This is a genomic window from Kitasatospora sp. McL0602 (assembly GCF_052076145.1).
GTDB lineage: Bacteria > Actinomycetota > Actinomycetes > Streptomycetales > Streptomycetaceae > Kitasatospora.
Genome location: NZ_CP197246.1, coordinates 5,867,798 through 5,888,503, shown reverse-complemented (window position 1 = coordinate 5,888,503; position 20,706 = coordinate 5,867,798). Strand labels below are relative to the sequence as shown.

Genomic DNA, 20,706 nt, shown 5'->3' with positions numbered 1-20,706 from the left:
CTGGGAGAATGCGCCGGTGAACCCCGCCTGGCAGCAGCTCCCCGTCCGTACCGCGCTGAGCGCCCTGCACGGCGCCCTCGACACCCGCGGCGTCGCCGTGCTCGCCGCACCGCCCGGGACGGGCAAGACCACGCTCGTGCCGCTGGCGCTCGCGGGGCTGACCGAGGACGGTCGGCCGCTGCGGCGGGTGCTGGTGGCGGAGCCGCGCAGGCTCGCGGTGCGGGCGGCGGCGCGGCGGATGGCCTGGCTGCTGGGCGAGACGGTCGCCGGCCGGGTCGGCTACAGCGTCCGGGGCGAGCGGCGGGTCGGGCCCGGGACGGTGGTCGAGGTCGTCACCACCGGTGTGCTGCTCCAGCGGCTCCAGCGGGACCAGGAGCTGGCCGGGGTGGACGTCGTGGTGCTGGACGAGTGCCACGAACGGCACCTGGACGCCGACACCGCTCTGGCCTTCCTGCTGGACGTCCGTGCGGCGCTGCGGCCCGAGCTGCGACTGCTCTGCGCCTCGGCGACCTCCGACACCGACGCCTGGGCCCGGCTGCTGGGCGCCGAGGACGGCAGCCCGGCTCCGGTGGTCGAAGCGCACGGCATCTCGCACGCCGTCGACGTGATCTGGGCGCCCCCGCCGCGCCCCGTGCGCCCGGCGCAGGGCACACGTACGGACCCCGCCCTGCTCGAACACGTGGCCGCGACGATCCGGCGGGCGCTCGGCGAACAGACCGGCGACCTGCTCTGCTTCCTCCCCGGCGTCGGCGAGATCGCCCGCGTCGCCGGGCAGCTGGGCGGTGTCGACGCCGACCTGCTGCAACTGCACGGCCAGGCGCCGCAGGCCGTCCAGGACGCGGCGCTCAGCACCGGGGCGACCCGGCGGGTGATCCTCTCCACCTCCGTCGCCGAGTCCTCGCTGACCGTGCCGGGCGTGCGGACGGTCGTCGACGCCGGGCTCGCCCGGGAGCCCCGGACGGACCACGCGCGCGGGCTGGCCGGGCTGGTCACCGTACGGGCTTCGCTGGCGGCCGCCCGCCAGCGCGCCGGGCGGGCCGGCCGGGAGGCGCCCGGGGTGGTCTACCGCTGTTGGACGGAGGCGGAGGACGCGCTCACCGCCCGCTACCCCACCCCCGAGATCGCCCTCGCCGACCTCACCGCCTTCGCTCTCCAGGCCGCCTGCTGGGGCGCCCCCGACGCCCGTGGCCTCGCCCTGCCCGACCAGCCGCCGGCCGGGGCGATGGCCGCCGCCCGGCAGACCCTGCTCGCGCTCGGCGCCGTCGGCGAGGACGGGCGGGCCACCGACCGTGGACGCCGGATCGCACGGGCGGGCCTGCACCCGCGGCTCGGGCGGGCGTTGCTGGACGGCGCGGCCCTGGTCGGCTCCCGGCGGGCCGCCGAACTCGTCGCGCTGCTCTCCGAGGAGCCGCCGCGAGCACTCGGCGACGACCTGCTCGCCGTCCTGCGGGCCGTCCGCCCTGGGCGCGACGCCTATGCCGGGCGCTGGCGCGAGGAGGTCCGACGGCTGCGGGCGGGCGACACCCCCGAGACCGCGCTGCCGGACTCGGCCGCCGCCGGGCTGGTCGTCGCTCTCGCCTACCCGGAGCGGATCGCCCGTGCCCGAGGGGCCGACGGCCCGTACCTGATGGCCTCCGGCACCGCCGCCGAGGCGGCGCCCGGTGCCGCGCTCGCGGGGGCGCCCTGGCTGGCCGTCGCCGTCGCGGACCGGCCCGCCGGTTCGCCCTCGGCGCGGATCAGACGGGCCGCCGCGCTGGACGAGGAGACCGCCCGGCTCGCCGGGGCGGCGCTGCTCAGCACCCGCGAGGAGGTCAGCTGGGTCGTCCCGCCGGGCGGGCGCCGGGGTGAGCTGACGGCCCGTCGGGTCGAGGCGCTCGGCGCGATCGAGCTGGCCGCCACCCCGCTGCCGTCACCCGACCGGGAGCTGGTGCGGGCCGCGCTGGTCGACGGCCTGGCCCGTGAGGGAGCCGACAGCCTGCTGAACTGGAGTCAGGCCGCGCTCGCCCTGCGCGAACGCCTGGCCTTCCTGCACCGCACCCTCGGCGCCCCCTGGCCCGATGTCGGCCCGGCCGCACTCACCGCGCCCGACTGGCTGGAGCCCGAACTCTCCCGCGCCCGCCGCCGGGCCGATCTCGAGCGGATCGACGTCAGCTCGGCCCTGCAGCGCCTGCTCCCCTGGGCCACCGGCGAGGCCGGACGGCTGGACGAGCTGGCCCCCGAGCGGATCACCGTGCCCAGCGGCTCCCGCATCCGCGTCGACTACTCCGGGGACCGGCCCGTACTGGCCGTCAAGCTCCAGGAGCTCTTCGGCTGGCAGACCACCCCGGCCCTGGCCGGCGGCCGGGCCCCGCTCACCATCCACCTGCTCTCCCCCGCCGGCCGCCCCGCCGCCGTCACCGGCGACCTCGCCACCTTCTGGCGCGAGGGCTACCGCGCCGTCCGAGCCGACCTCCGCGGCCGCTACCCCCGCCACCCCTGGCCGGAGGACCCGACCGCAGCCGAACCGACCCGCCGCCTCAACCCCCGCAAGTAGCCGGGCCCGCCCGCCTCGGAATGTCGACCCCTCAGAGCTGCGGATAGACCGGCTGGACGGTCTCCGGCGTGAAGGTGGGGCGCGGCACACTGGGGTTCGGCATCGGGATGCCGGACTGCACCGGGCCGCAGACGAGGCCGCCGTCCGGCACGCGGATGCAGTCGCTCTTGGGTGTCCCCGGGTCGCACGCGGTGCAGGGAACCGGGGAGATCTCGGTCCGCCGCTTCGTCCGGGTGGGGCTCGGAGCGTGGCCGACGGTGTGCTGGGGGGTCGGCTCCGCCGTGCTGGGCTCCTCGCTCGGGGAGAGCGACGGTGACGGCGAGGCGGACGGCGTCACCGAAGGCGACGGCGAGGGCGAAGGGGAGGGCGACAGCGAAGGGGAGGCCGAAGCCGCCGCACCGGGCGCCGTCGAGACGGCCGGCGGCAGCGGCTTCGCGACGGTCGCGGGCCCCTGCAGAGCGAGGACCGCCCCGAGGCCGCCAACCACGACGAGCGCCGGGCCGGCCACCCGTGTCCAACGGCGGGACCGCCACGGGCGCCGCCGCTCCACTGCTTCCTCCGACATGCCGCCCTGTCCCGTCACCGCCCGCCGGGCCCGCTGCCCGGCGAAGATCGCGGGGCAGCGTAACCGAGCCGGTCAGTGCGCGGCGACCTCCCAGTTGGGGCCGACTCCGACGGAGACGTCGAGGGGTGCGCGCAGGGGGTAGGCGCCGGCCATCTTCTCCCGGACGATCGCCTCGACCTGGTCGCGCTCGCCGGGTGCCAGCTCCAGGACGATTTCGTCGTGGACCTGGAGCAGCATGCGGGTCTTCAGGCCCGCACCCCGCAGGGCCTCGTCGACGTGCAGCATGGCGATCTTGACGATGTCGGCGGCGGAGCCCTGGATGGGGGCGTTGAGGGCCATCCGCTCGGCCATCTCGCGGCGCTGGCGGTTGTCGCTGGTCAGGTCGGGCAGGTAGCGGCGACGGCCGAGCAGGGTCTCGGTGTACCCGACGGCGCGGGCCTCCTCGACGACGCGGTGCAGGTAGTCGCGGACGCCGCCGAACCGCTCGAAGTAGGTGTCCATCAGGCCCTGCGCCTCGCCGGGCTTGATGCCGAGCTGCTGCGAGAGCCCGTACGCGGAGAGCCCGTACGCCAGCCCGTAGGACATCGCCTTGATCTTGCGTCGCATCTCGGCGTCGACCGCGTCGGGAGCGACGGAGAAGACCTGGGAGGCGACGGTGGTGTGCAGGTCCTCGCCACCCGCGAAGGCTTCGAGCAGGGCCTCGTCCTCGGAGAGGTGGGCCATGATGCGCAGCTCGATCTGCGAGTAGTCGGCGGTGAGCAGCGATTCGTAGCCCTCGCCGACGACGAAGGCGCGGCGGATCATCCGGCCCTCCTCGGTGCGGACGGGGATGTTCTGGAGGTTCGGGTCCTGGGAGGAGAGACGGCCGGTGGCGGCGACCATCTGGTTGAAGGTGGTGTGGATGCGGTCGTGCGGGGAGACCGTCTTGAGCAGGCCCTCGACGGTGGTGCGCAGCTTGGCCTGGTCGCGGTGGCGGAGCAGGATGACGGGGAGTTCGTTGGTGGTCTGGCCGGCCAGCCAGGTCAGTGCGTCCGCGTCGGTGGTGAAACCGGTCTTGATCTTCTTGGTCTTGGGCAGGTTGAGCTCGCCGAAGAGGATCTCCTGGAGCTGCTTGGGCGAGCCGAGGTTGAACGGGCGCCCGGCGGCGGCGTGCGCCTCCTCGACGACGCGCTGGATCTCGGTGGCGAACTGCGCCTCGATGGTGGTGAGCCAGGCGCGGTCGGCGGCGATGCCGGTGCGCTCGATCCGGGCGAGCAGCTCGGCGATCGGCAGCTCCATCTCGTGCAGCAGCTCGGTCGCGCCGACCTCGGCGAGCCGGGTCTCGAAGAAGGCCGCGAGGTCGAGCACGGCGCGGGCCTGGGTCATCAGGGCCTGGGCACCGGCGGCCGGGTCGTGCTCGGGCTCGTCGAAGGAGAGCTGGCCGCTCTCGGCGACGGCGGCGGGCGCGAGCGAGCGGGCGAGGTACTCCTCGGCGAGCACGTCGAGGGTGAAGGTGCGGCGGCCGGGCTTGTCGAGGTAGGCGGCGAGGGCGGTGTCGGCGGTGACCCCGGCGATCTGCCAGCCGTGCTCGGCGAACGCCCGCATGACCTGCTTGGCGATGTGCAGGGCCTTGGGCCGGGCCGGGTCGGCGAGCCAGCCGGCGAGCGCGCGCTCGTCCTGCTCGGTGAGCGAGGCCGGGTCGAACCAGGCGGCGGTCTCCCCGGTGGAGAGGGCGATCTCCTGGACCTGCCCACTGCCGAGCGCCCACTCGTACCGGGCGGCGACGGCGATGCGGCCCTCGGCGTGCTCGCCCTCGGCGTGCTCGCCCTCGGTGTGCTCGACGAGCCAGCCGGCCAGTGCGCCGGGCTCGGTGAGCAGGGTGCCCTCGACGGCGAGGCCGGGGGCGGCGGCGCTCTCCTCGGCCTGCTCGGCGCCGGCCGGGTCGATGCCGTGGACGCGGTCGCGGAAGTTGGGGTTGCGGAACTCCAGGCTCTCCAGCAGCTGGCCGACCGCCTCGCGGTCGAACGGCGTGCGGGCCAACTCGTCGACACCGAGGGGGAGTTCGACGTTACGGACGAGCTCGGTGAGCACCCGGTTGCGCTTGACGGAGTCGAGGTGCTCGCGGAGCTTCTCGCCGATCTTGCCCTTGACCTCGTCGGCGCGGGAGACCAGCTCGTCGAAGGAGCCGAACTGGTTGACCCACTTCGCCGCCGTCTTCTCGCCGACGCCGGGGATGCCGGGCAGGTTGTCCGACGGGTCACCCCGCAGGGCCGCCAGATCCGGGTACTGGGTGGGCGTGACGCCGTACTTCTCGGCGACCTTCTCGGGGGTGTAGCGGGTGAGTTCGGAGACGCCCTTGGTCGGGTAGAGCACGGTGACGCGGTCGCTGACCAGCTGGAGCGCATCGCGGTCGCCGGTGACGATGAGCACGTCGAAGCCCTGGGCGGCGGCGGCCGTGGCGAGGGTGGCGATGATGTCGTCCGCCTCGAAGCCCTCCACGGACATCCGGGGGATCTTCATCGCGTCGAGCAGCTCGCCGATCAGGCCGATCTGGCTCTTGAACTCGTCCGGCGTCTTGGCGCGGTTCGCCTTGTAGTCGGGGAACTCCTCGGACCGGAAGGTCTTGCGGGAGAGGTCGAAGGCGACCGCGAGGTGGGTGGGCTGCTCGTCCCGCACGGTGTTGGCGAGCATCGAGGCGAAGCCGTACACCGCGTTGGTGGGCTGGCCCGTGACGGTGTTGAAGTTCTCCACCGGCAGGGCGAACCACGCCCGGTACGCCATCGAGTGCCCGTCGAGCAGCATCAGCCTGCCACTCGCCGCACTCTTCCCTGCACTCTGGGTAGCCACGTCAACGTCCGTTCCTGCCGATTCCACTGCCGGTCACTGATCCTATGGCCCGCCGCCGACAAGTCGGCCGACCGGACACCGGCGGCGCGGGGGCCGGTCGTACGATCAGGCGGTCGGATGCCCACCCTCGTACGACAGGAGCACCATGAGCGACTCCGAGCCGGTACTGAAAGTGCCGCAGGACGTCATCGACCACTTCGCCAAGCTCGGCGTGGACGCCACCACCTTCAGCGGCGGCCACCTCGGCGACCGGCTCGGCATCCGGATCGTCGAGGCCTCCGGCGACCGCGTGGTCGGCACCATGCCGGTGGACGGCAACCAGCAGCCGTACGGGCTGCTGCACGGCGGGGCCTCGGCCGCGCTGGCGGAGACGCTCGGCTCGATCGGCGCGATGCTGCACGCCGGCCCCGGCCGGTACGCGGTCGGCGTCGATCTGAACGCCACCCACCACCGCAGCGCGACCTCCGGCCTGGTCACGGGCGTCGCGACGGCCGTCTTCAAGGGCCGCACCGCCGCCACGTACGAGATCGCCATCACCGACGACACCGGCAAGCGGATCACCAGCTGCCGGCTCACCTGCATGCTGCGGGATCTCTGAGCCCAACTCCGCACCGCCCAGGGGCGCGAGGCTCCCATCGCCAACGGAGTCCCGCGCCCCTTTCGATTCACCGGCCGCGCGAGTTTGGCCGCCGCCCCACCGGGGCAGGCCCCAGCCATGTCCGTCGAGCTGGACCCAGGGGGCGTCGAGCCGGCCGCCGCGCCGCCGCGCCGCCTGACCCGGCGTCAGCGGTACGCCGTCGCTGCGCTGTTGCTGGCCGGCGGGGCGCTGCTGATCGCCCGGAACGTCGTGGACCGGCCGCCGCACGCGGCCAACTCGCCGCCGCCGTACCCGTCCTCGGTCGCGGCCTTCAGCTACCTCGGTGCGCTGACCGACGCCGTGCCGGGCGGCCACCAGTTCGCCCTGCGGGTGCGGGCCACGGCCACCGGGCAGCCGCCGTACGATCTGGTCTCGGTGCGGCAGGACTACCCGGGGGTCAGCATCGCCGTCAGCAGCCTCCCGCTGCCCACGTCCGTCCGGCCGGGGTCTCCCGTCGACTTCACCGTCCTGTACGTGGTGACCGACTGTGCCGCCGCGCCGCGGGACGCGGGCATGCCCTTCCTTGATGTAACGCTACGTAACGCGCAGGCAATCCAGACTCTCAGTCAGATCCTGGGCCCCGACTACGCCAGGGACCTCTCCAGAAACCTGCACATCACCTGCCCGAATTCCGGTATCCGGACGTAGCTGCCCGTTTCGGCCACCCCGGACGGCTGTGTCCGATATTCGGACATCCCCGGTATTACCAGCGTTTCTGAGCCCGCTCACATCCCAGGACCCGGGATGTCCTCTATCACCCGGCGTCCGCTCAGGCGAGAACGACCAGGATATGAGATCACTTCGGCATGTCCGGATAACAAGAGAATCACAGCATGACCACACCCCTGCCCGAGTCGCCGAAGCCGGTTTAGAGTCACGGCCAGTCACCGCGCCAACGGATTGGGCCTGACCCCAGCGCGCGACCCGGCACCCCCGCCACGTCCGGCCGGTGTCTTCCTCAGAAAGGGAACCCTCGTGCGTAATCGTTCCATGCTTGTCGTGAGCATCGCAGTCGTCGGCGCACTCTCCGTCTCCGCCTGCGGCTCGCGCGGCGGCAGCAAGACGACCGGCGGCGACACCGCGGGCGCCACCACCACCGTCACCATCGGTGTCGACGCCCCGCTCACCGGCGACCTCTCCGCCCTCGGCCTCGGCATCAAGAACTCGGTCGACCTCGCGATCAAGCAGGCCAACGACAAGAACGAGGTCCCCGGGGTCAAGTTCAAGATCTCCGCCCTGGACGACACCGCCAAGCCCGCCCCCGGCCAGCAGAACGCCACCCAGTTCGTCGCCGACAAGACCGTCCTCGGCGTCGTCGGCCCGCTCAACTCCAGCGTCGCGCAGTCGATGCAGCAGATCTTCGACGACGCCAAGCTCGTCGAGGTCTCCCCCGCCAACACCGGCGTCGCCCTCAGCCAGGGCGAGGGCTGGGCCAGCGGCAAGAAGGTCCGCCCCTTCAAGTCCTACTTCCGCACCGCCACCACCGACGCCGTGCAGGGCCCCTTCGCCGCCCAGTACCTCGTCAACACCGCCAAGAAGTCCAAGGTCTTCCTCATCGACGACCAGAAGACCTACGGCGCCGGCCTCGCCGCCACCTTCAAGGGCGAGTTCACCAAGCTCGGCGGCACCATCGTCGGCGAGGAGCACGTCAACCCCGACGACCGCGACTTCAGCGCCATCGTCACCAAGGTCAAGAGCGCCGGCGCCGACGCCGTCTACTACGGCGGCGAGTACCCCGCAGCCGGCCCGCTCTCCCAGCAGCTCAAGGACGCCGGCGTCAGCATCCCGCTGATGGGCGGCGACGGCATCCAGAGCGGCGACTTCATCAAGCTCAACACCAAGAGCCAGGGTGACCTCGCCACCGCCGTCGGCCTCCCCGTCGAGGCACTGCCCTCGGCCGCCAAGTTCATCGCCGACTACAAGGCCGCCGCCTACAAGGACGCCTACGAGACCTACGGCGGCTACTCCTACGACAGCGCCTGGGCCATCATCGAGGGCGTCAAGGCCGTCGCCGCCGCCAACGGCGGCAAGATCCCGGCCGACGCCCGCGCCCAGGTCGTCGACGCCGTCCAGAAGGTCTCCTTCGACGGCGTGACCGGCAAGGTCTCCTTCGACGAGTTCGGCGACACCACCAACAAGCAGCTCACCGTGTACGCCGTCAAGGACGGCAAGTGGGCGGTGGAGAAGTCCGGCACCTTCGCCGGCTGACCACCCCGAAACACCTGAACCACCCGCGCGGGGGTGCCACGAGCGCCCCCGCGCACCCCTATCCACGCCCACCCCACGCGTACAACGCAAGCACAACGGAGGCCGAGCGGTGAACGAACTACCGCAGCAGCTGGCCAACGGCCTGATCCTGGGAGCCCTCTACGGGCTCGTCGCGATCGGCTACACGATGGTCTACGGCATCGTCCAGCTCATCAACTTCGCCCACGGCGAGATCTTCATGGTCGGCGGCTTCGGAGCCCTCACCGCCTTCCTCGCCCTCCCCACCGGCACCACCCTCTGGCTGGCCATCCCGCTGATGCTCATCGCGGGCATCCTGGTCTCCGTCCTGGTCGCCGTCGGCGCCGAACGCTTCGCCTACCGGCCACTGCGCACCGCCCCCCGACTCGCACCGCTGATCACCGCCATCGGCCTGTCGATCGTGCTCCAGCAGCTGGTCTTCTCGTTCTACCCGGACGCCAAGAAGGCCCGGGTCTTCCCGAAGATCCCCGGCGACCCCTTCAACTTCCTCCACATGACCATCCAGCGCAGTGACATCTTCCTGCTGATAGCCGCACCGGTCTGCATGCTGGCCCTCGGCTGGTTCGTCACCCGCACCCGCTCCGGACGCGCCATGCAGGCCACCAGCCAGGACCCGGACACCGCCAAGCTGATGGGCATCGACACCGACCGGATCATCGTGATGGCCTTCGCCATCGGCGCCGCGTTCGCCGCCGTCGCCGCCGTCGCGTACGGGCTGCGCACCGGCCAGGTCGACTTCCGGATGGGCTTCATCCTCGGCCTCAAGGCGTTCACCGCCGCCGTCCTCGGCGGCATCGGCAACATCTACGGCGCCATGCTCGGCGGCCTCGTCCTCGGCCTCGCCGAAGGACTCGCCACCGCCTACATCCAGCACATCCCCGGCATGCACCTCTTCGGCGGCGGTGCCTGGAAGGACGTCTGGGCCTTCGTACTCCTCATCGTCGTCCTCCTCGTGCGGCCCCAGGGCCTGCTCGGCGAGCGCGTCGCGGACAGGGCGTGACCACCATGAGCACCGAAACCACTCCGGTCATCCCCCTCCCGGCCGGCGCCGCACGCATCCTCACCCTCGCCGGAGCCGTCGCCACCACCGCCTCGGCCTTCCTCGCCTGGACCTGGACCGCCGACTTCCCCGGCGACCTCACCGTCACCGGCTACCCCGGCGGCCTCCAGTGGCTCACCCTCACGGCAGGCCTGCTCACCCTCGCCCTTGCCCTCGCCACCGCCGGCACCCCCGGCCTGCGCTGGGCCGCGCCGAGCCGCAGCAACAACGCCGTACTCTTCGCCGCCTTCGGCGCCACCGCCATCACCTGGTACACCCTCATCGCAATCGCCGCCGAACTCGGCGGCCTGGCCAACCTCGAACCCGGCGGCTGGGTCGCAGGCGCCGCCTCCCTCCTCACCCTCGTCGGCGCCCTCGGGCAGCCGCTGGAGCGGCACACCACCGGCACCTTCCCCCGGCTCGCCAAGCACGACCGGCCGCTGCCGACCGCCCGCGAACTCCCCTCCTGGGCTGAGGTCCTGCTCATCGTCGCGGCCTTCGCCATCGGCCTCTACGTCATCACCTTCGGCATCGACGCCGAAGGCGGCGAGCTCTTCACCGGCTACCTCGTCCTGGTCGGCTTCAGCGTCGCCGGACTCAGCAAGGCCGGCCTCATCGCCCGGCTGCGCGCCCTGAGCATCAAGCACCGCCCGGTCACCACCGGCGCCGCCTTCGCGGCCGCCGCCGCCTTCCCCTTCACCCAGACCAGCGACCAGTACACCTCCGTCGCCGCGAACATCCTGATCTTCGCGACCGTCGCCCTGGGCCTCAACATCGTCGTCGGCCTGGCCGGCCTGCTCGACCTCGGGTACGTCGCCTTCCTCGGCGTCGGCGCCTACGCCGCTGCCCTGGTCTCCGGCTCCCCCGCCTCCCCGATCCACGTCCAGTTCCCGTTCTGGGCCGCCGTGCTGACCGGCGCGGTCGCCTCCATGGTCTTCGGCGTACTGATCGGCGCCCCCACCCTGCGGCTGCGCGGCGACTACCTCGCCATCGTCACCCTCGGCTTCGGCGAGATCTTCCGCATAACCATGAACAACCTCAACGGGACCACCGGACCGAAGATCACCAACGGCTCCAACGGCATCCCGCGCATCCCCGACCTCGAGATCCTCGGCTTCAACCTCGGCAAGACCCACAACGTCTTCGGCATCGACCTCGGCCGGTTCTCCAACTACTACCTGCTGATGCTCATCGTCACCGCCTTCGTCGTGCTGGTCTTCGCCCGCGTCGGCAACTCCCGGATCGGCCGCGCCTGGGTCGCCATCCGCGAGGACGAGACCGCCGCCGAAGCCATGGGCATCAACGGCTTCCGCCTCAAGCTCCTCGCCTTCGCCCTCGGCGCCTGCCTCGCCGGCGTCGCCGGCACCGTCCAGGCCCACGTCAGCTACACCGTCACCCCCGACCAGTACACGTTCGCCGAGGCCCTCCCGCCGAACTCCGCCTTCCTGCTCGCCGCCGTCATCCTCGGCGGCATGGGCACCATCAGCGGCCCGCTGCTCGGCGCCTCACTGCTCTTCCTCATCCCGAAGAAGCTCCAGTTCCTCTCCGACTACCAGCTGCTCGCCTTCGGCATCGCGCTCATCATCCTGATGCGCGTCCGCCCCGAGGGCCTGATCCCCAACCGGCGCCAGCAGTTGGAGTACCACGAGGCGGACATCCCCGCCCAGGCCCCCGCAAGCGACGACACGGCACTTACCAAGGCAGGGGCGTGAACAGCCAGATGACCACCAGCACCGCCGCCCCGGTTCTCGAAGCCACCGGCGTCATCATGCGGTTCGGCGGCCTCACCGCCGTCAACAACGTCGACCTCACCGTCAACAGCGGCGAGATCGTCGGTCTGATCGGCCCCAACGGCGCCGGCAAGACCACCTTCTTCAACTGCCTCACCGGCCTGTACGTGCCCACCGAAGGCACCGTCAAGTACCAGGGCACCGTGCTGCCGCCCAAGCCGCACCTCGTCACCCAAGCCGGCATCGCCCGCACCTTCCAGAACATCCGGCTCTTCGCCAACATGACCGTCCTGGAGAACGTCCTGGTCGGCCGACACAGCCGCACCAAGGAAGGGCTCTTCTCCGCCATCCTGCGCGGCCCCGGCTACCGCCGCGCCGAGGCCGAGAGCCGCGAGAAGGCCATGGAACTCCTCGAGTTCGCCGGACTCGCCAACAAGGCCGACCACCTCGCCCGCAACCTCCCCTACGGCGAGCAGCGCAAGCTCGAGATCGCCCGCGCCCTCGCCAGCGAACCCGGCCTCCTCCTGCTCGACGAACCCACCGCCGGCATGAACCCCCAGGAGACCCGCGCCGCCGAAGAGTTGGTCTTCGCGATCCGCGACAAGGGCATCGCCATCCTGGTCATCGAGCACGACATGCGGTTCATCTTCAATCTCTGCGACCGCACCGCCGTCCTCGTCCAGGGCCAGAAGATCGTCGAAGGCGACCGCGAAACCGTCCAGGGCGACGAACGCGTCATCACCGCCTACCTCGGCGCGCCCCTCGAAGGCACCGCCCTCGAAGGCACCAGCACTACGGAGGACCCCAAGTGACCGCGCTCCTCGAGGTCGAGGACCTCCGCGTCAGCTACGGCAAGATCGAAGCCGTCAAGGGCATCAGCTTCACCGTCAACCAGGGCGAGGTCACCACCCTCATCGGCACCAACGGCGCCGGCAAGACGACCACGCTGCGCACCCTCTCCGGTCTGCTCAAGCCGACCAGCGGGAAGATCACCTTCGACGGGCAGCCGCTGAACACCGTCCCCGCGCACAAGATCGTCGCGCTGGGCCTGGCCCACTCCCCCGAGGGCCGCCACATCTTCCCCCGGATGTCGATCGAGGAGAACCTCCTCCTCGGCGCCTTCCTCCGCCGCGACCCCGCCGGTGTCACCGAGGACGTGGAGCGCGCCTACACGCTCTTCCCGATCCTCGGCGAGCGCCGGAAGCAGGCGGCGGGCACCCTCTCCGGCGGCGAGCAGCAGATGCTCGCGATGGGGCGGGCCCTGATGTCCCGGCCCAAGCTGCTGATGCTCGACGAGCCCTCGATGGGCCTCTCGCCGCTGATGATGCAGAAGATCATGGCGACCATCATCGAGCTCAAGACCACCGGCACCACCATCCTGCTGGTCGAGCAGAACGCCCAGGCCGCCCTCTCGCTCTCCGACCAAGGCTACGTCCTGGAGGTCGGCAAGGTCGTCCTGACCGGCACCGGCCAGGACCTCCTGCACGACGAGTCGGTCCGCAAGGCCTACCTCGGCGAGGACTGACCCCCTCCCCCGCACGACGAAGGCCCGGCCGCGTCCACGGCCGGGCCTTCGTCACATCCCGATCAGCCCTCGGCCGGCTCGGCCTTCGCAGAGTCGGCCTTCTTCTTGTCCTGGGCGACGCCCTCCTCGATCACGGCCTCGGCCACGGCCGCCATCGTCATCCGGCGGTCCATCGAGGTCTTCTGGATCCAGCGGAAGGCAGCGGGCTCGTTCAGACCGAACTTCGTCTGCAGCACGCTCTTCGCCCGGTCGACCAGCTTGCGGGTCTCCAGACGCTGCGTGAGATCCGCGATCTCCTCCTCCAGCGTCCGCATCTCCGTGTACCGGGACACGGCCATCTCGATCGCGGGCACCAGATCGCTCTTGCTGAACGGCTTCACGATGTACGCCATCGCACCCGCGTCCCGCGCCCGGTCGACCAGCTCGCGCTGCGAGAACGCCGTCAGCATCAGCACCGGCGCCAGGTGCGCGGCATGGATCTGCTCAGCCGCCGAAAGCCCGTCCAGGACAGGCATCTTCACATCGAGGATCGCCAGGTCAGGGCGCAGCTCCTCGACCAGCTTCACCGCCGTCGCGCCGTCTCCGGCCTCGCCGACAACGGTGTAACCCTCCTCTTCCAACATCTCCTTGAGATCGAGACGGATCAACGTCTCGTCCTCGGCGATGACAATTCGGGTGATCTGGGGCGGGTCGGTCTCAAGCGGCTGGGGCTGCTCGTCGGCGGTGCTCACGGGGCTCCTCGTTCGGGCGGGGGTACTGCATGCAAGAGCCTACCTAGACGCGGTATGTTTGGATCTCGCAGAGTCGAGGAAAACCTTCGATTCGACGGATGCCCCGGTAGCCCAGCGGTTAGAGGCAATGGTCTCAAACACCATCCAGCGTGGGTTCGAATCCCACTCGGGGTACAGTTCCTTGGATTCGAAGGCCCAAGGGGCCATGTGGATCTTCATCAGCCCGGGTGAAGATCTCGGCGTTCTCGCACTTCGAGACGGCCGCGACTTCCAGGATCGCAGGCATGTACGACACGGCCACGCGCCATGACGCGCTCACCCTGTACCAATCCGGGCTCACCTTCAGCGAAACAAGCCGTGTAACCGGTGTCTCCGCGCCAACGATCCGCTCATGGGCTCGGACTGTCGGGCTTCCCTCCCGCAAGACACATGTCTGCCCCGTCGCAGGAGGTGTACTGCGCTCAGGAATCCCGGCGTTCGAGTACACGTACCTGCTCGGCCTCTACCTCGGCGATGGCTACATAAACAAGGCCGGCCGTATACCTCAGCTCCTGATCTACTGCGGAGATGCCTGGCCTGGGCTCGTCGATCGCTGCGCTCAGGCCATGGCGGCCGTCAACCCCTCGAAGGAAGTTGCCCACTACCAGGCTCCGGGCTGCACGAACGTGACAAGCAGGAACAGGCACTGGCCCTGTCTGTTTCCTCAACACGGTGCGGGCAGAAAGCACACGCGGACCATTGCCCTGACGCCTTGGCAGCAAGCCCTCGTTCGGGATCACCCCTGGGACTTGATCCGAGGACTGATCCACTCCGACGGATGCCGATACACAAACTGGACCACCAGAGAAGTCGCCGGGCGGAAGAAGCGCTACACATACGCGCGCTACCAGTTCACCAACATGTCCACTGACATTATTCGCATCCTCACCGACACCCTCGACGCAGTCGGCGTCGCATACACAGTCTCCGTCCGCACGACCGGTGCACGTGACGTCTCCGTCGCCCGGCGCGCATCCGTCGCGCTGATGGACGAGCACGTCGGGGCCAAGTACTGAACAAACGGCGGCGCAGCCCTCCTCCGAGAGGGCTACGCCGCCGGAGTGGCTGTCAGTTGTCGAGTTCGCCGACGTGGTGGACTCGGACGAGGTTGGTGGAGCCGGCCAGGCCGGGGGGTGAGCCGGCGGTGATGACGACGATGTCGCCCTTCTGGCAGCGGCCGAGGGAGAGGAGGGCGGAGTCGACCTGGGCGACCATCTCGTCGGTGGTGGGGGCGAAGGGGCCGAGGAAGGTCTCGACGCCCCAGGTGACGGCGAGTTGGCTGCGGACGGCGGGCTCGTAGGTGAAGGCGAGGACGGGGATGGGTGAGCGGTAGCGGGTGAGGCGGCGGGCGGTGTCGCCGCTCTGGGTGAAGGCGATGAGGTACTTGGCGCCGAGGAAGTCGCCGATCTCGGCGGCGGCGCGGGCGACGGCGCCGCCCTGGGTGCGGGGCTTGTTGCGTTCGGTGAGCGGTGGGAGCCCGGCGGCGAGGATGTCCTCCTCGACGGCTTCGATGATGCGGCCCATGGTTTTGACGGTCTCGACGGGGTATTTGCCGACGGAGGTCTCGCCGGAGAGCATCAGGGCGTCGGTGCCGTCGAGTACGGCGTTGGCGACGTCGGAGGCCTCGGCGCGGGTGGGGCGGGAGGCGTTGATCATCGAGTCGAGCATCTGGGTGGCGACGATGACCGGCTTGGCGTTGCGCTTGGCGAGCTTGATGGCTCGCTTCTGCACCAGCGGTACCTGTTCCAGGGGCATTTCGACGCCGAGGTCGCCGCGGGCGACCATGATGCCGTCGAAGGCTTCGACGATGGATTCGAGGTTGTCAACGGCCTGCGGCTTCTCGATCTTGGCGATGACGGGGAGGCGGCGGTTCTCCTCGGCCATGATGCGGTGGACTTCGTCGACGTCCTTGCCGGTGCGGACGAAGGAGAGGGCGATGATGTCGGCGCCCGTGCGGAGTGCCCAGCGCAGGTCGGCGACGTCCTTGTCGCTGAGCGCGGGCACCGAGACGGCGACGCCGGGGAGGTTGAGCCCCTTGTGGTCGGAGACCAGGCCGCCTTCGATGACGATGCAGTGCACCCGGGGGCCGTCGACGTGGGTGACTTCGAGGCAGACCCTGCCGTCGTCGACGAGGATGCGTTCGCCGCGTGAGACGTCGGCGGCGAGGCCCTTGTAGGTGGTGCCGCAGCGGTCGCGGTCACCGATCACGCCGTCCTCGACGGAGATGGTGAACTCGTCGCCGCGTTCGAGGAGTACGGGCCCGTCGGCGAAGGTGTCGAGGCGGATCTTGGGGCCTTGCAGGTCGACCAGGATGCCGACGCTGCGGCCGGCCTCGTCGGAGGCCTTGCGGACCCGGCGGTAGCGTTCCTCGTGCTCCAGTTGGGAGCCGTGGCTGAGGTTGAATCGGGCGATGTCCATGCCTGCGTCGACCAGTGCCTTGATCTGGTCGTACGAGTCGGCGGCCGGCCCGAGAGTACAGACGATTTTTGCTCGGCGCATAGGCATGAGCGTAGGCATTACCGGCGCGTAACAACGACGTTCCGACCTACCGCCCGGTGGCAGTTGGTGAACGATTCGGTGAACAGTCTGACACAGCGTGACTTCCCTTGATCCAAAAGCGAGTTGTGTTGCGCACAGCAGCGCGCGCGGGCGCCCCGCGCGACTGGAACCGTCCGCGTCTGAACGCATCCTGACCGCCTCCGCCAGCTTCGGCGGCGCCCTGCGTCACCCGTAGGGGCGCTCCCGTCAGGCGTTCGACTCGCCCAGGGCGGAGGCGAGTTCGCCCCGGCGGCGGATGCCGAGCTTGCGGAAGCTGTTGGTGAGGTGGGTCTCCACCGTGCGGACGGCCAGGTGCAGGAGGGCGGCGATCCGGGCGTTGGAGTGGCCGTCGGCGGCGAGCCGGCAGATCCGGCGTTCACTGTCGGTGAGTGCGGTCGAGCCGGTGTGCCGGTCCTTGGTGGGGCGGGCGCCGGATTCCAGGAGGAGGTCTCCGGCGATCGCGCGCAGCCGCAACGCGCCCGTGAGCTCGGCCCGTTCGGCGGCCTCGCGCAGGCTCTGCCGGGCGGCGGCGCGGCGGCCGTTCTCGCCGAGCATGCGGCCCTGGGTGAGCAGGGCGGGGACGAGTTCGGTCTCGATCCCGGCGGCGCGGAGCAGCTCGACGGCGTCGGCGGTCATGGCGAGGCCGTGCCGCCCGCCGGTGGCGGCGCCGAGGGTGCGCATGGCGCGGCCGACGACTCGGGGGGTGCCCCAGGTCCGGGCGAGTTCGAGTTCGGCGGTGGCGAGTGCGGCGGCGGGGCCGGGGTTGCCGAGGGCGAGGTGGCAGTCGGCGGCGGCGGTGCGCCAGGGGGTCACGATCGGGCTCTCGACCCGCCGTTCGCCCTGTCGGCGCCCGCATTCGAGCAGGTCGGTGAGGGCGGTGGTGGGGTCGCCGGAGGCGAGCCGGAGCATGCCCCGGGCGTAGAGGTACTCGCTCCACTCCCAGGAGTCCGAGGCGTTTGAGGAGTGGTGGGCGAGCCGCTCGGCCTGGGCGAGGCGGCCGGTCTCGACCAGGGCGAGGATGCCCTGGGCGAGCAGGTGGCTGTTGTCGAAGGCGGGCAGGTCCTCGCGGTCGAGGCCGAGTTCCTCCAGCAGGAGCCCGTACCGGCCGCGCATGATGAGACTCTCGGCTCGCACGCTGAGCAGGCTCTGCCGGGCGGGGTGGAGCAGCTGGCCCTGGTGTTCGAGGAGGCCTTGGGCGACGATCCGGTCGGCGTGGTGGAACTGTTCGGTCCACTGGGCGAGGGTCGCGGTGGAGGCGAGCACGTAGGCGCGGGAGAAGGGGTCGAGTCGGAGTGCGGCCAACTCGTCGACGCGGGTGGAGACTTCGGCGGCGGAGAGGACTCCGCTGGTGGAGTCGTACTCGGTGATGAGGGCCCAGGCTGCGGGGGCGAGGCGGCGGGGGGTGCGGGCGGCGATGCGGCGCAGGCCGGCGACGACCTGGATCCAGCTGTCGCCGTCGTGGGAGGCGATCAGGGCGGCGGCGGCCTGGACGGCGGCGGCTTGTTCGGGGCGGTCGGCGAAGCGCTCGGCGAGCTGTTCGAGGATGGCGAGGGCGGCGGGGGTCTCGCCCTGGGCGGCGAGGGCGAGCCCGAGGGCGTTGGCGGCCTCGAAGATGCGTTCGTCGGACTGGTGCAGGTGGACGGCCTCGGTGAGGTGGCGGACGCCTGCGGCGTGGTCGGCGGGGCCGAGGGAGATCTCCAGGCAGCCGAGTTCGGTGAGGGTGCTGCTGCGGGAGAGGGCGGGGAGGTCTTCGTCGAGCAGTCGGCGCAGGTAGCCGGTGGCGGTGGCGGCGTGGCCGTCGCGTTGGGCGGTCCGGGCGGCGCGGAGCAGGGTGTCGGCGGCCCAGGGTTCGGCGGCCCGGGGCCCGGCGGGGCCGGGGGTGCGCAGCAGGTGGTCGGCGATGAGGTCGTCGGGTGCGCCTCGGTGGTGCAGTGCGGTGGCGGCGGCTCGGTGGACCTGGGCGCGGCGGTCGGGGCCCCAGCCGTCGAGGACGGCTTGGCGCAGCAGGGGGTGGGCGAATCGGGGCCAGGTGCCGGGTTCGGGTGGGAGGAGCAGGCCTTGGCGGTGGAGTTCGGCGAGGAGGTCGGCGAGCCGGGTGGGGTCTTCGCCGGTGAGGGCGGCGAGGGTGGCGGCGGGTTCGGGGGCGGCGTCGCGGGGGGTGTCGGGGTTGTTGTCGGGGGTGGTGTCGTGGTGGAGGCGGTGGCCTTGGAGGGTGGCGAGGGTGCGCAGGGCGGTGGCGTGGCAGTCGCCTGCGCTGTGCAGCCAGAGGTCGACGGCGTCGACGAAGGTGCCGGCCGGGAGCCCTGCGCAGTCGGCGGGCAGGGTGGGGCCGTGGTCTCCGGTGGCGGTCTCCCAGAGGTCGGTGAGCAGGGCTTCGAGCAGCATGGGGTTGCCGCCGGTGGCGCGGGTGCAGTCGTCGGCGAGGGCGTGTGGTCCGGTGACGCCGAGGCGTCGGCGGACGACTTCGCCGACGGCGCTGGGGCCGAGCGGGCCGATCCGGCAGTGCCGGGCGATGGAGGAGGGCAGGGTGCGGCCGAAGCGGGGGGCCTGGGTGCGGAGTTCGCGTTGGCGTTGTTCGGCGACGACGAGCAGGACGGGGAGCCGGTCGATCCGGCGGCTGACCTGGAGCAGCCAGCGGCGTGAGGGGGCGTCGGCGAGTTGGATGTCGTCGACGGCGAGCAGCAGGGGGCCGTGGGCGGCGTTGAGGTGGAGCAGGTCCCAGAGTGCGGCTTCGGTCTGGTCGGGGTCGGGCCGCCCGGCCGGGTGCGGGGCGTTGTGGGCGCTGCTGCGGGTGGGTTGGGTCCAGCCGGCGGGGTTGGGGGTGCTGGCGTACGGGTTGGGGGCCCAGGTGGCGGGGTCGAGTTCTGGCCCGCAGGTGGGGGGTGTGGGTGCGGCTGCTGCGCTGTGGAGGGGTGCTCCGCCGAAGAGCTGGCGGGCGGCGGCGTGGGCGTCCTCGGCCTCGTCGGCGGAGCAGCGGGCCCAGAGGGTGCGCATGCCGTAGGGCTGCTGGCTGCGGGCGATGGCGGCGAGCAGGGCGCTGCGGCCGGTGCCGGCGGGGCCGGTGAGCAGGAGGACGCCGCCGGTGCCGCGGCGGGCGCGTTCGGCCATGCCGGCTGCGAGGGCGAGTGGCCAGCGGCGTTCGGGCAGGCCTGACGGCGCGTCGGCCGGGTGGCTGCCGGCGCGGTGGGCCGGGCCGGTGGTGACGGTCATGGCACTCCCCCTCCGCGACGGGCCTCGGCCGGTCGGCCGACTGTGGTGACGCGTCGCTTCTCTCCTCTTGACGCGTGTGGGACGGGTCCGCGCTGCATCGAGCGGGGCCGTCGAGACTGTGAGCTTGGTCGCACCGTCTTGTGGTCGGGCGGCCGATTTCGTGGTCTGCCCACGATTGCCGTGGTCCTCGGTCTACGGAAAGTATGACGGCCTTGGCCCTGGCGGTCCGGAGGGGGATGCCCCTCCGGGCAGTTCCTGCACGGATGTCGTGCGATCGGCCGGATCAGCAGAGCCCCACGAAGGCCCAGGAGGAGGGAAACCCGTGACCGTACCGAACTCCCAGAGCAGTGCACGGCCGGGCCCGCGGGTGCCGGTCGTGGTGCATGCACCCGATCCCATTTCGCGGGCCGGTGCCGAGAGTCAGCTGCGGCGGTGCCTCGGGGTCGAGGTGGTGCCGGAGCGGGAGGGGCGCCGGGGTGCGGTCGCGTTGCTGCTGGCCGATGTGGTGGACGCCACGGTGACGGGGGCGCTGCGGCGGCTGGTGCGCAGTGGTGAGACCCGGGTCGTGCTGGTGGTCGATCAGATGCGGGAGAGCGAGCTGCTGGATGCGGTGGAGTGCGGGGTCGGGGCGATCCTGTGGCGTCGGGAGGCGACGGCGGAGCGGCTGGGCCGGGCGGTGCTGGCGGCCGCGCGTGGTGAGGGCGATCTGCCGGCTGATCTGTTGGGGCGGCTGATCACCCAGATGGGGCGGCTGCAGCGGAGTGTCCAGGGCATTCCGGGTCTGGCGTCGCCGGGGGTTTCGGAGCGGGAGGCGGACGTCCTGCGGCTGGTGGCGGAGGGCTGGGACACGGCGGAGATCGCCGGGAAGCTGTCGTACTCGGAGCGCACGGTGAAGAACGTGCTGCACGGTCTGACGACCCGCCTGAATCTGCGCAACCGGGCGCATGCGGTGGCGCACGCCCTGCGTGAGGGCTACATCTAGGCCGACCCGGCTGGGCCGACCCGGCGCACCATTTGCGCAGTTTCTTGCTGCGTAAACGTGCCGATCCAATCATTCACCTGCTGGAAACCGTCAAGGGTCTATCC

At 71.4% G+C, this 20,706-nt stretch carries 15 protein-coding genes and 1 tRNA gene; 11 read left to right on the top strand and 5 right to left on the bottom strand.

The features are described from left to right. Positions 1-16: 16 nt before the first annotated feature. Positions 17-2,533: an ATP-dependent helicase HrpB gene (gene hrpB, locus ACR68M_RS26715; protein ID WP_441246671.1), complete on the top strand. Its 2,517-nt coding sequence runs from the start codon at positions 17-19 to the stop codon at positions 2,531-2,533. 31 nt (positions 2,534-2,564) lie between these two features. Here the strand turns inward: hrpB and ACR68M_RS26710 are convergent, their stop codons facing one another. Together ACR68M_RS26710 and polA are read right to left on the bottom strand one after the other, a co-directional pair. After that, positions 2,565-3,098: a hypothetical protein gene (locus tag ACR68M_RS26710; RefSeq protein ID WP_441246670.1), complete on the bottom strand. Its 534-nt coding sequence runs from the start codon at positions 3,096-3,098 to the stop codon at positions 2,565-2,567. A 72-nt stretch (positions 3,099-3,170) separates the two neighbouring features. Next, entirely contained in the window at positions 3,171-5,879 is a 2,709-nt protein-coding gene (polA, locus tag ACR68M_RS26705; protein WP_441251724.1) for a DNA polymerase I, read from the bottom strand. Between the two features lie 190 nt (positions 5,880-6,069). On the opposite strand from polA, the gene ACR68M_RS26700 reads away from it, so the two are divergent. The 7 genes from ACR68M_RS26700 (at position 6,070) to ACR68M_RS26670 (ending at position 13,102) form a co-directional block, all read left to right on the top strand. Continuing rightward, complete coding sequence (locus tag ACR68M_RS26700) at positions 6,070-6,522, top strand: PaaI family thioesterase (protein ID WP_441246669.1); 453 nt, start codon at positions 6,070-6,072, stop codon at positions 6,520-6,522. 117 nt (positions 6,523-6,639) lie between these two features. Continuing rightward, a complete protein-coding gene (locus ACR68M_RS26695) occupies positions 6,640-7,209 on the top strand; it encodes a Tat pathway signal sequence domain protein (protein WP_441246668.1) in 570 nt (189 codons plus the stop codon). A 327-nt stretch (positions 7,210-7,536) separates the two neighbouring features. Next, positions 7,537-8,769 (top strand): ABC transporter substrate-binding protein, encoded by a 1,233-nt coding sequence (locus ACR68M_RS26690; RefSeq protein ID WP_441246667.1) that lies wholly within the window; start codon positions 7,537-7,539, stop codon positions 8,767-8,769. A gap of 109 nt (positions 8,770-8,878) precedes the next feature. Beyond that, complete coding sequence (locus ACR68M_RS26685; protein WP_441246666.1) at positions 8,879-9,808, top strand: branched-chain amino acid ABC transporter permease; 930 nt, start codon at positions 8,879-8,881, stop codon at positions 9,806-9,808. A gap of 5 nt (positions 9,809-9,813) precedes the next feature. After that, the gene (locus ACR68M_RS26680) at positions 9,814-11,559 is read left to right on the top strand and encodes a branched-chain amino acid ABC transporter permease (RefSeq protein ID WP_441246665.1); all 1,746 of its coding nucleotides are present in this window, start codon (positions 9,814-9,816) and stop codon (positions 11,557-11,559) included. An 8-nt stretch (positions 11,560-11,567) separates the two neighbouring features. After that, complete coding sequence (locus tag ACR68M_RS26675; RefSeq protein WP_441246664.1) at positions 11,568-12,389, top strand: ABC transporter ATP-binding protein; 822 nt, start codon at positions 11,568-11,570, stop codon at positions 12,387-12,389. Next, entirely contained in the window at positions 12,386-13,102 is a 717-nt protein-coding gene (locus ACR68M_RS26670; RefSeq protein WP_441246663.1) for an ABC transporter ATP-binding protein, read from the top strand. Before ACR68M_RS26675 ends, ACR68M_RS26670 begins: the two co-directional genes overlap by 4 nt. A gap of 62 nt (positions 13,103-13,164) precedes the next feature. Here the strand turns inward: ACR68M_RS26670 and ACR68M_RS26665 are convergent, their stop codons facing one another. Then, positions 13,165-13,833, bottom strand: a complete 669-nt coding sequence (locus tag ACR68M_RS26665) for an ANTAR domain-containing response regulator (protein ID WP_441246662.1) — start codon at positions 13,831-13,833, stop codon at positions 13,165-13,167. A gap of 100 nt (positions 13,834-13,933) precedes the next feature. Between ACR68M_RS26665 and ACR68M_RS26660 the strand changes: the two genes are divergently transcribed. After that, a tRNA-Leu gene (locus ACR68M_RS26660) sits at positions 13,934-14,007 on the top strand. Between the two features lie 53 nt (positions 14,008-14,060). After that, the gene (locus tag ACR68M_RS26655) at positions 14,061-14,888 is read left to right on the top strand and encodes a transcriptional regulator (protein ID WP_441246661.1); all 828 of its coding nucleotides are present in this window, start codon (positions 14,061-14,063) and stop codon (positions 14,886-14,888) included. Positions 14,889-14,940: 52 nt separating this feature from the next. Here ACR68M_RS26655 and pyk read toward each other — a convergent pair whose 3' ends face one another. After that, entirely contained in the window at positions 14,941-16,371 is a 1,431-nt protein-coding gene (gene pyk, locus ACR68M_RS26650; protein WP_441246660.1) for a pyruvate kinase, read from the bottom strand. A gap of 246 nt (positions 16,372-16,617) precedes the next feature. Then, positions 16,618-19,620 carry an AAA family ATPase gene (locus tag ACR68M_RS26645; protein WP_441246659.1) on the bottom strand — a complete coding sequence of 1,001 codons (3,003 nt, stop codon included), beginning with the start codon at positions 19,618-19,620 and terminating at the stop codon, positions 16,618-16,620. Between the two features lie 322 nt (positions 19,621-19,942). Here ACR68M_RS26645 and ACR68M_RS26640 point away from each other — a divergent pair, with 322 nt between their 5' ends. After that, positions 19,943-20,602, top strand: coding sequence for a helix-turn-helix transcriptional regulator (locus ACR68M_RS26640; RefSeq protein ID WP_441246658.1), 660 nt, complete (start codon positions 19,943-19,945; stop codon positions 20,600-20,602). Positions 20,603-20,706: the final 104 nt, after the last annotated feature.

Coding starts and splice junctions, on each gene's coding strand:
- ACR68M_RS26710 (WP_441246670.1), bottom strand. CDS start 3,098: ATGTCGGAGGAAGCAGTGGAGCGGCGGCGCCCGTGGCGGTCCCGCCGT.
- polA (WP_441251724.1), bottom strand. CDS start 5,879: ATGCTGCTCGACGGGCACTCGATGGCGTACCGGGCGTGGTTCGCCCTG.
- ACR68M_RS26700 (WP_441246669.1), top strand. CDS start 6,070: ATGAGCGACTCCGAGCCGGTACTGAAAGTGCCGCAGGACGTCATCGAC.
- ACR68M_RS26695 (WP_441246668.1), top strand. CDS start 6,640: ATGTCCGTCGAGCTGGACCCAGGGGGCGTCGAGCCGGCCGCCGCGCCG.
- ACR68M_RS26680 (WP_441246665.1), top strand. CDS start 9,814: ATGAGCACCGAAACCACTCCGGTCATCCCCCTCCCGGCCGGCGCCGCA.
- ACR68M_RS26675 (WP_441246664.1), top strand. CDS start 11,568: ATGACCACCAGCACCGCCGCCCCGGTTCTCGAAGCCACCGGCGTCATC.
- pyk (WP_441246660.1), bottom strand. CDS start 16,371: ATGCGCCGAGCAAAAATCGTCTGTACTCTCGGGCCGGCCGCCGACTCG.
- ACR68M_RS26645 (WP_441246659.1), bottom strand. CDS start 19,620: ATGACCGTCACCACCGGCCCGGCCCACCGCGCCGGCAGCCACCCGGCC.